Origin of the sequence: Bacillus cereus group sp. MG16 (assembly GCF_040459875.1) — a bacterium.
GTDB lineage: Bacteria > Bacillota > Bacilli > Bacillales > Bacillaceae_G > Bacillus_A > Bacillus_A paranthracis.
The window spans coordinates 4,246,537-4,260,408 of record NZ_JARVHE010000001.1 but is presented as its reverse complement, the minus strand read 5'-3'; the positions used below and the strand labels follow the sequence as shown (position 1 = coordinate 4,260,408).

The following is a 13,872-nucleotide window of genomic DNA, read 5'->3' as shown; positions in this document are numbered from 1 at the left end:
AAGAAATGAGGTGTCAACATGAGTTCTTTTACATTTAATAACGAACGAAAAGACTTTATTCAAATTGCAAAAGGATGGAAAAGACCAACTTGGGCGCCGTTAAAAAGGAATTTTTTAAGTGTTCCTGGTTATCCAGGTGCCAGACTATTAAACACACAAACGGAAATGCGTGTTCTATCTATTCCTGTAGGAATTATCGTTCCTGATGGATCTGATTTAGAAATCATAAAAGAAGAAATTGCGGATTGGTTAATTACAGATCAACCAACAGAGCTTACTTTCGATGTAGAACCAAACAGAACATATTTAGCTGTTGTAGATGATAGTTTTGATCCAGATGAATTTGTAACACTTGGCATCGGTACAATTAAATTTATTTGTCCCATGCCTTATAAGTTAGGAAAGGTACAGACTCACACTTTTACACAAAGTTGGTCTACTGAGATTACTTCTTATTTCACGAATAAAGGAAGCATAGAAGCTCCAGCATTAATTGAAATGACTGTAAAAAAACCAAGCACTTTTTTAGATGTATGGTTTGGTAAATATCCTTCAGAACGAAACTATTTCCGTATTGGTTATCCTTTAACTGTGGAGGAATCAACGGTACAAGAGCGTGAGCGTGTTTTATGGGATGAAATGGCTTCACCTATAGGGTGGACTCCTGTTACGGGACAAGTTGAGGAAATGAAAGGTACAGGTAGTTTTAAATCAAGGGATGGTTACGCATTATATTGTGAAGATTACGGACAAGAGAAAGGATTCCACGGAGCGATAGCTAAGAAAAACATTCCAGGCGGCCCTATTCAAGATTTCGAAATGGAAGCATGGGTGCGTTTGAAATCTAAAAGTATTGGGGAAATGGGACGTGTCGAGGTATTGCTTTTGGATGATGCAAGTAATATTGTCGCACGAATCAACATGAGCGATTTATATTGGGATGCTGAAATCACAAAAGCTTACATGCGAATTGGAAATGCCGGAACACCCAATAGTATACGAAAACTAGTAGACACAAGTGGAGCGCACCCTAATACATTTAATCAATTTTACGGTAGGTTACGTATTGCGAGACGAGGTAAAGAGTGGACTGTTTATGTAGCTCGTTTCAGAGATGGGACAGAAATTGATGATGCTTCAATTGTTGAGCGTTGGATCGATGAAACGGGAAATCCGATGACTAACCGAAAAATTGCACAAGTTATGATTGCGGTATGTAAGTGGGATAACAACCAACCTGTTGATGTAATACAAATAGATGATTTAAAGATTTGGAAAATAAATAAAGTTCCTTCTAATACAAAGCCTTATATTTTCGATGCAGGAGACAAAGTGATAATTGATACAGAAAGAAGTCTTGTTACGATTAACGGGAAAGATGCTATCAATATTAAAGACATATTCAGCGAATTTCCTAAGATTATACGTGGAGATAATCGTATTGATATTATGCCACCAGATGTTGCAGCTACAATCAGTTACAGGGAGAGATATAGATGAGAACGCCAAGTGGTGAATTGCATGTTGTTGATTTTAAAACAGAACAAATTGTAGCATCTATTCAGCCTATAGATTATTGGGATGATAAAAGACACTGGGAAATCAAAAATAACATTGATACATTAGAGTTTCATGTATTTGATAATACAAGGCATTCATCCACACTTATGCAGCAAAACTTAGTATTAAAAGAAGTGCGCGATGGTCGAATTGTTCCATATGTAATTACTGAAATTGAAAAGAATTCCGATGATAGATCAGTAATTGCTTATGCATCAGGAGAATGGATTCAACTTGCTAAAGCTGGAATTATCCCTCCACAAAAATTAGAAGGTAAGACAGTAATTGAAATGGTTGATATCGCTCTTGCAGGTACGAAGTGGAAAAAAGGAAATTTAGAATATGCTAGTTTCCGTTCTATGACTATCGATGAATTTATTGATCCATTAAGCTTTCTAAAAAAGATAGCATCATTATTTGAACTAGAAATACAGTACCGTGCTGAAGTTGTAGGCTCTCAAATCGTTGGACGTTATGTAGATATGGTAAAAAAGCGTGGTCAAGAAACAGGGAAAGAAATAACCCTCGGTAAAGACTTGCTAGGAATTAAACGGATTGAAAACTCCCAAAACATTTGTACAGCCTTACTAGGTTTCGTAAAAAAAGAAGGCGGAGAGTTTATTACCATTACGGAAATAAATAATGGTGTCCCTTATCTTGTTGACAACGATGCTTTTCAAAGGTGGAATGAGAAAGGGCAACATAAATTTGGATTTTATAGTCCCGAGACAGAAAACGAAGATATGGATGCCAAACGTTTAATGACACTTATGAAAACAGAGTTAGCAAAACGTGTAAATACATCTGTATCTTATGAAGTTGAAGCGCAATCAATTGGTCGTGTGTTCGGATTAGCTCACGAACTAATTAACGAGGGCGATACGATTCGAATAAAGGACACTGGATTCACACCTAAGCTTTATTTAGAAGCAAGGGCGATTGCTGGTGATGAATCGTTTAAAAATCCATTGCAAGATAAATATGTATTTGGGGATTATCATGAGATTATTGATCCGAATGAAGAATTAAGAAAGATTTATAACCGTATCCTCAGTTCATTAGGCAATAAACAAGAAATGATAGATCAGCTAGATAAATTGGTTCAAGAAGCTAACGAAACAGCTAGTAATGCAAAAAAAGAATCAGAAGCAGCAAAAGCACTAGCTGACAAAGTGCAAGAAAACATTAAAAATAACACGGTAGATATCATTGAAGCAATGAACCCACCAACAACAGGTCTTAAACCTTTTAAAACGCTGTGGCGTGATATTAGTAGCGGAAAGCCCGGCATTTTAAAAATATGGACAGGTACAGCGTGGGAATCGGTTGTACCCGATGTTGAATCGGTTAAACAAGAAACACTTGAGCAGGTTAATAAAGAGATTGAGTCTACAAAAACAGAGTTAAATCAAAAGGTTCAAGAAGCACAGAATCAAGCTACAGGACAATTCAATGAAGTACAGGAAGGTTTACAGGGTGTCAGTCGTACAATTTCTAATATCGAAAATAAACAGGGTGAAATTGATAAGAAAGTAACTCAGTTCGAACAGGATTCTAATGGATTTAAAACTTCTATTGAGTCGTTAACGAAAAAAGATGGTGAGATTACTAATAAATTAAATACAGTTGAATCCACTGTGGAAGGTACGAAGAAGATAATATCCGATGTACAGCAAACAACAAGTGAGCTTAAGGAAACAACAACTGAAATTACAGAAAAGGCTGGAAAAATCAGCGAGAAGTTAACAAGTGTAGAAACGAAAGTAAACAACATCAATGATGATGTAACCAATTTACTTGTTGATTCTAGTACTTTTGAAGGTGCTAAAACAACCGCTCCCTCAGCAACTGATCGTTGGTGGTTCAAAAATAATAATATAGTTAAACTTTCTACAGACACATATCAGGGAAATGCTGTAGTTGAAACTCAATCAAGTTGGAATGCTTTGGCATATAACTTTAAAGATTTAATTGACCGCGGTGTTATAAAAGCAGGAGATAAAGTTAATTTCTCTATCTTTACACGTCTTAAAGGTGCATCAGCAGGAGTGGAACTTGGAAATACATTCTTTTTCACCACAGGTGCTACAGGAATAACGGCTCCCAAAGCTACTAATCAATGGAAACGGGTAAATATTACGTTTACAGTCACAACTGCAATGATGGCACTTTCAGGGGCATCTACGGATAGTTTCTTCAGACTAGAACCTGACGCAAATGCACCAGCTAACTGTTGGTACCAACAAAGCACACCGCAACTAACAGTTGGTGATAAAGTTTATACGTGGAGACCTGCACCAGAAGACTTAATAACAAATGGAGAATTCACCAAGAAAACAACCGAGATTGAAAAAAGTGTAGATGGTGTAAAAACTACTGTAATAAATGTTCAAAACAATCAAGCTGGATTTGAAAAGCGTATGTCTACTGTGGAACAAACCGCAACTGGATTATCGTCTACAGTAAGTGATTTAAACAATGTAGTAACAGATCAAGGCAAGAAACTTACTGAAGCAAATACAAAACTTGAACAACAGGCAACGGCAATCGGGGCAAAAGTTGAGCTTAAACAAGTAGAGGATTATGTTGCTGGGTTTAAGATTCCAGAGCTGAAGCAAACGGTTAATCAGAATAAACAAGATTTATTAAATGAATTAGCCAACAAGCTTGCAACTGAACAATTCAATCAGAAAATGACTCTGATTGATAATCGCTTTATTATCAATGAAGAAGGCCTGAATGCGGCAGCAAAAAAGACAGAAGTATATACGAAAACGCAAGCTGATGGACAATTTGCAAAAGATTCTTATGTAAGAGAGATGGAGTCCCGTCTTCAGTTAACAGAAAAGGGCGTTAGTATATCTGTAAAAGAAAATGATGTAATAGCAGCTATTAACATGAGTAAAGAAAACATTAAGTTAAATGCTGCACGAATAGATTTAGTTGGTAAAGTTAATGCTGAGTGGATTAAAGCAGGATTGTTGAGCGGTTGTCAAATTAGAACATCAAACACTAATAACTATGTTAGTTTAGATGATCAATTTGTACGTCTATATGAAAGCGGAGTTGCTAGAGCATTTCTTGGTTATTATCGTAGACAAGATGGTGCAGTACAACCAACATTTATTCTTGGAACGGATGAAAAAACTAGCGCTCCAGCAGGCGCTTTATTTATGTCTCAAGCAGGTGCAGGATGGCCCGGGGCTTATGCGAGCATTGGTATTAGTGATGGTATAGTTGATGGCGCAGTTCAAAAGTCTGTGTATTGGGAGTTGCAAAGGAACGGAATAAGTGTTCTAAATGCTAATGATTACCAAGCGTTTTATACAGGGAATGGGAATTGGTATTTTAGACGAGGAAAACCGGGGTTATATCAAACTTCGTTAGTCCTTGAAGATAACGGTTCAGATGCAGATTTAAGATTGCCAAACATTACATTACGTAATAGCCGTGTGGATGGATATACAGGTATCCTACAAGTAAAGTCACCTATTACTCAGAATGGCTGGGGATCTGTTCAAGGTAATTTTATGAGTCCTTCATTAAGGGAATATAAATCTAACATTCGTGATGTTTCTTTTTCCGCTCTTGAAAAAATCAGGAATGTACGAGTGAGACAATTCAACTATAAGAATGCGGTAAATGAGCTTTACAAAATGAGAGAAGAGAGAAGTCCTAATGATCCACCATTAACAACAGAAGATATTAAAACATACTACGGAGCAATTGTGGATGAATGTGATGAAGCGTTTATCGATGAAAGTGGGAAAGGAATTCACTTATACTCATATTCATCGCTTACAATCAAAGCTTTACAGGAAGTTGATACAACAGTACAGGAACAAGAGTTAGAAATAGCAAATCTAAAATCACAAGTAGCTAATCAAGAAAATCGGATAGTCCGATTAGAAGAATTATTACAACAATTAATCGATGAGAAACCAGAGCAGCCATAAGCTGGTCTTTTTTTATTGCCTAAAAAGGGGTGATCAAAGTGGAAGGGTTACAAGATGTGAGGAACGATGTTCAAGAAATAAAGCAAGATATCAAGGACATTCGTTTAGAAATGAAAAGCTTAGAAATTCGAACGACAGGTAACGAAAAAGACATTATTAATATCAATAAACAATTAGATAAAATCAGTGCCAATACAACTTGGATTTTACGTTTAATTGTTGGGGGAATTATTGGAGCCGTTCTCACTTTCCTATTGAAAGGAGGTGGTATGTAATGGTTAGTATTGCTGTAATAATTGGCGTTGTTGTTGGGCTATCGCAAATTGTAAAAATAATCGGGTTACAAACAAAATATGTTCCGTTATTGAATTTAACGCTTGGCATTGTGCTAGGCGTTTTATTTTTGGACGGAGACATCAAAACAAATGTATTTGAAGGAATTATCATCGGACTGTCAGCAAGTGGACTGTTTGACCACACAAAAATTATGAAAAAGGATGCTGATGTAAAATGAAAAAGACATTAAAACATATTTTCTCTGTAGTCTTTGCAGCTATTCTAGCGTTATCCATTATAACAAGTGCTTTTGCTGATAGAACACTTATTATTCCTGATTTACCGAAACAACCATATCGTAATGGTGTAGGTGCTTATGAGGGCGTTGTAGCACATTCTACAGCAACACCAGAAGCACCAGCTATTAATATTCAAAAATATGAGTCTCGTACATGGCGTTCAGCATTCGTACATTATGCAGTTGATTGGAATGAAACAATCCAAATTGCTGATACGAAATACATTGCTTATGGTGCAGGGCCAGGAGCAAATAAACGATTTGTGCACGTAGAATTATGTGAAACAAAAGATTATGAGAAATTCAAACGCAGCTATGATAAATACGTTAAGTTATTAGCTAAAATTCTTCGTGATCGTGGATTATCTGTAGAAAAAGGATTATGGACTCACTACGACGTTACAAAATATCTTGGTGGTACAGATCATGAAGATCCACTTGATTATTTAAAGTCTCATGGTGTTTCAGAAGCTCAATTCCGAGCTGATGTACAACGCGCATATAATAACTCTAGTGTGGAAGTTTCCGTTCCTGATAAGCCATCTAAACCAGTAGAAGTTCCAACGGCTGTAACAGATGGTATTGCTTATATTGAAGGTTACAATGTTAACTTACGTAAAGGACCTGGTACAAGCTATTCTAAGATTCGTCAGTTAAACAAACCAGAATCTTATATTGTATGGGGTGAAAAAGATGGTTGGTTAAACCTTGGCAATGAACAATGGATTAAGAACGATCCATCTTATGTGAAGTTTAGTAAGAAAAGCACAGTAGATTCTTCTATCGTAGGTAAACGCGTTGTTTCTAAAGTAAATAATCTACGATTCTATGATACTCCATCTTGGCAGGATAAAGATGTTGCTGGCACTGTAGATGCAGGTTTAGGATTTACGATTGATGCTAAAGTAATTGTTAATGGATCGTCACAATATAAAGTACACAACAGCAAGGGGAAAACATACTATGTAACGGCAAATGAAGCCTATGTGTATGTGAAGTAAGAGGGAAGTCGGTTCTTATGATAGGAACCGACTTTTTTGTTATTTTTTGCGGTGAGTATTCTGATAATTGTGTAGAAAAATGATTTTTTCATTCTTTTTCTACATTTTTCTGCTATCATTTAATGTAAGACTATTCAGAAAAAAAGGGAAGGGGATTTTATGAACGTTCCAGTGAAGGGAAATGAACAAGCTACAAAATTACTTAATGACTGGTATCAAGCGATGTTGCAACAGCAAGTTCTAAAAGCAACTAACTTGAAACAAGAAATTGACGAGATGATTAATAAAATCAAGGACATACAAGACGAACAATATCAAGACCAAAATTTATTACTATATTACTCCTTACTAGATTTTAGATATAAGGTATTAACAAATGGTCTAAGCGTTACAAAAGATAGTTTTGATGTGATTGAATCGTATAACACACCTTCTGACGATTTTCTTTCTTACTACTACAATTTTTTTAAAGCAATACATGCTACTTTAACAACAAACTATAATGAAGCTAGTGAGTATTATGAGAAGGCGGAGAAACTGCTGGAGAAAGTACCTGATGAATTAGAACGTGCTGAATTCTATTATCGTATTTCTGCATTTTATTACTTTACAACACAACCAATGAACACTATAAAATATGTAAACAAAGCTAAAGAAATTTTCTTGAAACACATAGGATATCAAATGAATATTGCTTTATCTGAAAATCTTTTAGGATTAACCGCTATCCAAATAGGGCAATATGAACAAGCAGAGGAATGCTTGAGTTCTGCGATCAATATTTTACAGAAAAAGAATGAAGAATCATTACTTTTAAGAGTACGTAATAACTTAGGTTGGTTATACGCTAGTCAAAATCTTTCTACACTAGCAATTCGTCATTTATCCGAAGTAACAAAAAAATGCCTACACACTTTAAAGCTATTTTTTTACAAGCTAGGGAACATAACAAACTAGGTGAAATAAATATTGCTAAAGAATTCATTACAAAGGGGTTAAGTATTTGTAATGAATTGGGTAATGAAGAATATATACATCACTTTACTATTTTAAAAGCAATAAATAATAATGTCCCAACAGAAGAATTAGAAAAGATTATTCTTGAAGGAATTACTTATTTCGACAAAGAATCACTATATAATTACACTCAAGAATATACAGAAAAACTAGCAGTTAAGTTTAATAGTGAAAATAATTATGTAAAAGCAAGTAAGTATTTCCAAACAGCATTACAGGCAAAAGAAAAAACATTTGAGAAAGGGGTATTAAAATAATGATTAAAAAGATTGGTATTGCTGTAACAGGATTAGCGTTAGTCGGTATAGTTTCTGTAGGTTTGAATAGTTCGTTTATCCAACAAGCTAATCACGGAGATGTACCTGCACCACAAAGACCGGATTTAGCATATAGTGAGGGGCATACTGGTAGTATAAGTAAATTAGAAGCACATGGGGATCATGGCGGTGCACCCGCTTATGACCATGGGAGACCGCCAATAGCACCATCTAATGCACATGGGAGCGGTGGAGGAACTGTGGCAAAAGAAATTTAAATGAATTTACAGAAAAAGAAGAACGTTTACCATCACTAAAAGACGTTCTTCTTTTTTGTTTGTATTGATTTAATAATAAAGGTTAAGATGTTTTATCCGCTATACTATCTCGTATTACTACATCTATTTCTACCTCTTGTGCGTCATCGAGTGCATGAAATAATAAATCAAAGTAGGTAACTCCTCTAGGTGTAGCATAATATGTAGCTAAATTTATCACTTGTGGTGGAAGTGGTTGACTATCCCAAGGTGGACGTTTTGTTAAATCTTCAATATCCCAAACTACTTCATCGGGTTTCTTCTTTTGTAATATGTTTTGAATCTCTTTTAAATTTTCTCGTGCTTCTTTCACATCTCCCCAACTTAACTTATCAAAATACAAATCCTTCATTAACAATGGATACTTAGTTCCCCAACCTTCAGGTTCTGCATGATAAGACATCGTTGAAAAAAAACTGTGTAATAAATCTGGATGACCAACTTCATAAAAAATACAATCTACTCCAAATCCTACGGTCATTTTTAATCTCCTCTCTTTATATTACTGTTTTTTAATTTCTATTGTTACCTGATCATTTGTCTTATCAAGGATTTTTTTCTTCAATTCTAAAATCTCTGTAGCACTAATCTCTTGTCCTCTAATATCAACAATGATTGACTGTGTAGTTCCTTCAGGTAAGTTTTTTAATCTTGTTTCTACTTGTTTCCCTATAACATATGCCAATCTAGTTCTTTTGGCTGATGTAGATACATCATAATTTTTTACTTCGATTGCATTTTTAACTGTATCAGAATACAAATCTGGAATAGAAGAACCTTTGGTTTTTTTCTCTAATTCTAGACCATCTTTAAAAATAACTTGTTCTCGATAATTGGGGTTATCTTTTAAGGCATCAAGTTCTGACTGTCTCCAAGATGGTCTAGCAAACATAAGATAACCACTTAGATAATTCCCCCAGTTTCCTGTTGGCGGTAACATACTAGTCATAGTCCCACTAGTAAGACCACCTGCAAAAGCAGGTTGTAAACGTGGTGCAGTAATTTCAGTTACTTTTGCAAACTTCGCACCTCTTGCCACTGTTGAAACTTTACTTATTCCTTTATCCCCAAGCCATCCCAATCCAAGCCCCATAAAAACACTCGTTCCCCATTTTGTACGACTTTCCGCATCACCATGCCAAAAATCATTCATAAATGAATCCGAAACAGCATTCCAAGCAGTAAAGGTTGTCTCTATAGGGTGACCTATAGCATACTTAATATTTTCTTTTGTTACTGTATCGTCTAGTGAATCAAATCCTTCTACAATCCCCCCAATAACTTGCCCAGAACCAACGTATATACCGTCCCAAATTTTTCTAAGCATAGATTTTTCAGAGGGTTTGCCGCACATTGCCCCTTCTTCTACCTTTTCATCTGATAAATTTCCATCAACTAAATTACCATCATAACGTTCATCAGCATTACGAAACTTTTCAGCAGCGTGCATTAGTTCTTCTGCAATCTTATCAAATTCCCGAAACACATTAAACATTTGAGGTTTTGTTTCATTAAACATCTGATAAAACCTTTGACTCGTTGCACCACTCCACATTGAAGCTATGTATTCTGTTTGATTATATAAGTCATTATGTATTTGTTCTAAGTAGTTACGCGATTCCCTCACAGTTTTTGCCACCTGTTCTAGTTGTTCAGGCGTTACTTTGATTTGTACCATATCATCCCTTCTTTTTCTAGTATTTTACAAGGGGATTGTACCATATGGGTACTTTTCTGCTAAAGGGGTTTTTAGGTGATTAATTACACATAAATTCACTATCAAAATAGAACTTATCCAGATTCATTGACGAAAAAGAACAGTTGTTCTATGATTTATATGCAAACAAACGTTCTTGTGGAGGGGTCACATGAATCATTTACTTAAATGTTCGTTCAATCAAAAAATACCAATCGAATTAATTTATTTAAACATTTCAGGAAATTTTTCTCAAAGAACTGTAATTGTTAGAAAGATATATGAAGATCGTATATTGGTATATTGTATGAAAAAACAACAAGTTAGAATGCTGAAATTAGCTAATATACTATCAGTTGATAAAGTAAGAAATTACTATCAATACGCCTAAAATACTTAATGAGGTGATTAGCATATGGCAAACGGAGTACCAAAACCACCGAAGAAGAAAAGTGCTTCAAAAAAGGAACCTAGACCATACATGGATGAATTCGAGCAACAAGAAGCTGCTGAATTAATACAATTGGCAGTACAGGATGATACAGAATTAGTGTTTACTGTGTATAGAAAACATAAAGAACCAGATATTATTCAAGGGAAAATACTTAAACTTGAACCCCAATTAGGTAGAATTATAGTGAGTGTTGGGTTCGATGAGATACATAAAATTCAATTCATGGATATTTTAAAAGTTGAAACGCCTAGTTAAGTTAGCTAGGTGTTTTTATATGCTCATAAATTCATTGTCAAAATAGAACTTGTCCATTAAGTTGTTTACAATCCCGTTGAAATAAGCGAATTTACCTTTCTGTATTTTTGCTCCGGATTTAATTTTCATAACAAATTCTTTGATAGCTTTTAAGCCAATAGTAAGTTCCTGGTCTTTAGTAAATGCTTTATCTCCTGTTGTATGGTTAACAATTTTATTACACTGCCTTACAACCTTCCAAAACTCTTGAATGGTCTTTGAATCACTGTAAAAAGAGCGAACTAAAGAAATAAAACGTTCTGGTACCCAGTGAGCAACAAAATCAGCTTCTTTAATGTTTTCCTCGAGTGTAGTTTTATTCTCATTACTATTACGTTTGTTTATATCTTTAATCTTTTGTTTTAAAGAAACAGGTTTTGTTTTAATGGTAGGACACTTTGCAGGACTTTTATCTGGTGTCTTGTAGGACACTTTTTCCACAATAGGATTAATTACGATAGCATTAGCAGTTTGTAGCATATCTTTTTTACGTTTCATTGCTACTTGCTTAATCATGCCTAGATCCACAAGTTTCATTATTAATCGTTGCACAGTTTTATATGAAACTTCCATTTTTTCAGCTATTCTATTTTTGCACAGGAAACTAACACCTACATATTTGCAACTGTGACGTTTTAGAATTTCAAGTAATGTAATGAGTTTAGATTGTACATCAGTACGCTTAATAGATATACGGATAATGTCTCTGTATGCACGTACAGTTTTATTTAGTTCTTCTACCTCTTTAAATGATGATAAGTTGTGGAAGGATTCTTCATTTGCTATAACATCAATACGGTTTTTCATTGTAATGGCTCCTTTGATGAACAAAAAAAGCAACGTCACCAATTTGGTAAACGTTGCTTAAGAAACCCTACATGATGTACAATATGTCATGAGAGTATAGCAAGTGTTTACCTGGCCTAATCAGGTGGACGGTATATAGAGTGTTGGTAGCACTGTATATACACGCTGTGCTCTTTTGTTGTATTTATTATTTTTGCCCACATTTCGCCCACAAATTTTTCTTTTTATAACGGTTTTTATCAATAAAGAAAAAATGCGAACGAAACGTGAAGCTTGCTGTTTAAACGTTTTAATCTTTCTATCGTTTATTATCTGGAATTAGATTAAAATCGTTCGTTCTATAAACCGACGTTTCATAATTAATAGTGTGAATAAAGTGGCCTCATTAAGTGTTAGTAGCTTAGTGGGGCTGTTTTTTTATTAAAAATGAAATAGTTAAAAGGAAATAATTGAAGAAGAGTCATTGAAAAGGGTAAGTTCTAAACATGCAAAAAAAATGAGTTAGAACAGAAATTATTACAAGAAGAGGTGTCAAAGGACTTATATAGTTTAAAGGGTGGATTACCAAACGAATCGTATTGTTTCAATGAACAGAATGGAGTATGGGAAGTATATTATAGTGAGCAAGGAATAAAGAGTAATCTTAAGACATTTAATTCTGAGACAGAAGCATGTGAATACTTCTATACTAGTTTAATTGAGATGTTAAAAGGCATGGGTGTAATTTAAACCTGAAATAAAAGGGCATTTCCGTTTGGGAATGCCCTTTTATTTTATTAGCTTAATTGCACATAGGTTCTAAGTGCAATTAAGCAGATTTTATTTCACATAAACATTATTATACTAATCTAAAATTTCTGTATTTATATTTTTTTCTTTTTATCTCATAATTTTAATTGGGGAAAGGGAGGAAAGAAATGGTTCAAATCAAAGTGACACCTGAAATGCTAGAAGAAGTTGCTAATCGTGCAAGTAATACCCGAATCGCATTAGAATCTATACATAATAATTTATGTAATGAAATAGATTATTTGTGTTCCCAATGGATTGGTGCCTCTAATCAACAATTCATTCAAATGTTCAATGATGCGAGACCAAAAGCTTTTACATCTATCAATTCAATTATACAAGTAGAAGAAGATTTGAAACGAATTGCTGAAAAATTCCGTAACACAGATAATCAAGATGTTACAATGGAAGAAGGGGCAATGTGTGGTAAACCTTCTTCAGAGGAAAAAGGATTTGATGGTGGAAAATTAGCCAGGGATATAGCTGGAGAAATAAGTGGTGAGTATGATGTTCGTCGTGTTTGGGATGGTATCGATCCATCTACTGGCGAAAAACTTTCCACTTGGGATAGAATCTTTGCTGGTGGAATGGCGGTAGCTGGTCTTACACCAGTTGGAAAGATTGCCAAAGTAGGAAAAGGCGTTAAAATGACTGCAAAGGCAGCTGAGGCTGCTAATACAGCTAAAAATGCAGCACCTGCATCAGAGGTAACTATTCAATCCGGAGGAAGATATGGTAAGATTTCTCCTGACGAACTTTTTTATTTACAAGAAGAAAAGGCTATCGAAACATATGCAGATATCAAGAAAAATACTTCTGATGTAAGAGCAATAGCAGAGAATACAGGTTTTAAAGAGCACCGTATTCAAAGAGCAAAAGATCATGTGTTTTTTAAAGAACATGTACTAAGGGACGGTAGTAAAGGTTACTTTGATCCCGATTACCCAATGTCATTAGCGTGGAAACGATTAGAATCAGGTAAGCACCTTCCAAGTGATATAGATTTATTACGCCATGAAATTTTTGAATCTCGATTTGAAGGGATTTTCAAAACTGATGCTATGACTGCGCACAAAAAAACAATGCAAAGAAGACCTTGGCACCCTCCGGACGAGGATCTGTATCGTATCCCTTAATTAATAATTTTAAC

12 protein-coding genes and 1 pseudogene are annotated in these 13,872 nt (G+C 34.9%); 10 read left to right on the top strand and 3 right to left on the bottom strand.

Annotation, left to right across the window (positions count from 1 at the left end; translation table 11 throughout):
• Positions 1–18: 18 nt before the first annotated feature.
• The 7 genes and pseudogenes from QCI73_RS22145 (at position 19) to QCI73_RS22115 (ending at position 8,643) form a co-directional block, all read left to right on the top strand.
• A complete protein-coding gene (locus tag QCI73_RS22145) occupies positions 19–1,500 on the top strand; it encodes a distal tail protein Dit (protein WP_353823742.1) in 1,482 nt (493 codons plus the stop codon).
• A complete protein-coding gene (locus tag QCI73_RS22140; protein WP_353823741.1) occupies positions 1,497–5,516 on the top strand; it encodes a phage tail spike protein in 4,020 nt (1,339 codons plus the stop codon). The genes QCI73_RS22145 and QCI73_RS22140 overlap by 4 nt, the downstream gene beginning before the upstream one ends.
• A 38-nt stretch (positions 5,517–5,554) precedes the next feature.
• Positions 5,555–5,791 carry a hemolysin XhlA family protein gene (locus tag QCI73_RS22135; protein ID WP_044798117.1) on the top strand — a complete coding sequence of 79 codons (237 nt, stop codon included), beginning with the start codon at positions 5,555–5,557 and terminating at the stop codon, positions 5,789–5,791.
• Positions 5,791–6,030 carry a holin gene (locus QCI73_RS22130; RefSeq protein WP_353823740.1) on the top strand — a complete coding sequence of 80 codons (240 nt, stop codon included), beginning with the start codon at positions 5,791–5,793 and terminating at the stop codon, positions 6,028–6,030. The genes QCI73_RS22135 and QCI73_RS22130 overlap by 1 nt, the downstream gene beginning before the upstream one ends.
• On the top strand, positions 6,027–7,091 hold the full coding sequence (locus QCI73_RS22125) for an N-acetylmuramoyl-L-alanine amidase (protein ID WP_353823739.1): 1,065 nt from the start codon (positions 6,027–6,029) through the stop codon (positions 7,089–7,091). The genes QCI73_RS22130 and QCI73_RS22125 overlap by 4 nt, the downstream gene beginning before the upstream one ends.
• 159 nt (positions 7,092–7,250) lie before the next feature.
• Positions 7,251–8,365 (top strand): annotated as a pseudogene (locus QCI73_RS22120) (response regulator aspartate phosphatase).
• Positions 8,365–8,643, top strand: coding sequence for a Phr family secreted Rap phosphatase inhibitor (locus QCI73_RS22115; protein WP_353823738.1), 279 nt, complete (start codon positions 8,365–8,367; stop codon positions 8,641–8,643). The pseudogene QCI73_RS22120 and the gene QCI73_RS22115 overlap by 1 nt, the downstream one beginning before the upstream one ends.
• An 82-nt stretch (positions 8,644–8,725) precedes the next feature.
• On the opposite strand, the gene QCI73_RS22110 is transcribed toward QCI73_RS22115, so the two are convergent.
• Positions 8,726–9,163, bottom strand: coding sequence for an Imm70 family immunity protein (locus QCI73_RS22110; protein WP_353823737.1), 438 nt, complete (start codon positions 9,161–9,163; stop codon positions 8,726–8,728).
• Positions 9,164–9,184: 21 nt separating this feature from the next.
• Positions 9,185–10,360, bottom strand: a complete 1,176-nt coding sequence (locus QCI73_RS22105) for a WXG100 family type VII secretion target (protein WP_353823736.1) — start codon at positions 10,358–10,360, stop codon at positions 9,185–9,187.
• A 190-nt stretch (positions 10,361–10,550) separates the two neighbouring features.
• Between QCI73_RS22105 and QCI73_RS22100 the strand changes: the two genes are divergently transcribed.
• Together QCI73_RS22100 and QCI73_RS22095 are read left to right on the top strand one after the other, a co-directional pair.
• Positions 10,551–10,769, top strand: coding sequence for a hypothetical protein (locus QCI73_RS22100; RefSeq protein WP_353823735.1), 219 nt, complete (start codon positions 10,551–10,553; stop codon positions 10,767–10,769).
• A 24-nt stretch (positions 10,770–10,793) separates the two neighbouring features.
• Positions 10,794–11,087: a YolD-like family protein gene (locus QCI73_RS22095; RefSeq protein ID WP_353823734.1), complete on the top strand. Its 294-nt coding sequence runs from the start codon at positions 10,794–10,796 to the stop codon at positions 11,085–11,087.
• 15 nt (positions 11,088–11,102) lie between these two features.
• Here QCI73_RS22095 and QCI73_RS22090 read toward each other — a convergent pair whose 3' ends face one another.
• Positions 11,103–11,933 carry a helix-turn-helix domain-containing protein gene (locus QCI73_RS22090; protein WP_353823733.1) on the bottom strand — a complete coding sequence of 277 codons (831 nt, stop codon included), beginning with the start codon at positions 11,931–11,933 and terminating at the stop codon, positions 11,103–11,105.
• A 917-nt stretch (positions 11,934–12,850) separates the two neighbouring features.
• Here QCI73_RS22090 and QCI73_RS22085 point away from each other — a divergent pair.
• Positions 12,851–13,858 (top strand): WXG100 family type VII secretion target, encoded by a 1,008-nt coding sequence (locus QCI73_RS22085; protein WP_353823732.1) that lies wholly within the window; start codon positions 12,851–12,853, stop codon positions 13,856–13,858.
• Positions 13,859–13,872: the final 14 nt, after the last annotated feature.

Excerpts from the sequence above, each read along its gene's own strand:
- QCI73_RS22145 (WP_353823742.1), top strand. The coding sequence starts at position 19 with ATGAGTTCTTTTACATTTAATAACGAACGAAAAGACTTTATTCAAATT.
- QCI73_RS22140 (WP_353823741.1), top strand. The coding sequence starts at position 1,497 with ATGAGAACGCCAAGTGGTGAATTGCATGTTGTTGATTTTAAAACAGAA.
- QCI73_RS22130 (WP_353823740.1), top strand. The coding sequence starts at position 5,791 with ATGGTTAGTATTGCTGTAATAATTGGCGTTGTTGTTGGGCTATCGCAA.
- QCI73_RS22125 (WP_353823739.1), top strand. The coding sequence starts at position 6,027 with ATGAAAAAGACATTAAAACATATTTTCTCTGTAGTCTTTGCAGCTATT.
- QCI73_RS22115 (WP_353823738.1), top strand. The coding sequence starts at position 8,365 with ATGATTAAAAAGATTGGTATTGCTGTAACAGGATTAGCGTTAGTCGGT.
- QCI73_RS22110 (WP_353823737.1), bottom strand. The coding sequence starts at position 9,163 with ATGACCGTAGGATTTGGAGTAGATTGTATTTTTTATGAAGTTGGTCAT.
- QCI73_RS22105 (WP_353823736.1), bottom strand. The coding sequence starts at position 10,360 with ATGGTACAAATCAAAGTAACGCCTGAACAACTAGAACAGGTGGCAAAA.
- QCI73_RS22100 (WP_353823735.1), top strand. The coding sequence starts at position 10,551 with ATGAATCATTTACTTAAATGTTCGTTCAATCAAAAAATACCAATCGAA.
- QCI73_RS22095 (WP_353823734.1), top strand. The coding sequence starts at position 10,794 with ATGGCAAACGGAGTACCAAAACCACCGAAGAAGAAAAGTGCTTCAAAA.
- QCI73_RS22090 (WP_353823733.1), bottom strand. The coding sequence starts at position 11,933 with ATGAAAAACCGTATTGATGTTATAGCAAATGAAGAATCCTTCCACAAC.
- QCI73_RS22085 (WP_353823732.1), top strand. The coding sequence starts at position 12,851 with ATGGTTCAAATCAAAGTGACACCTGAAATGCTAGAAGAAGTTGCTAAT.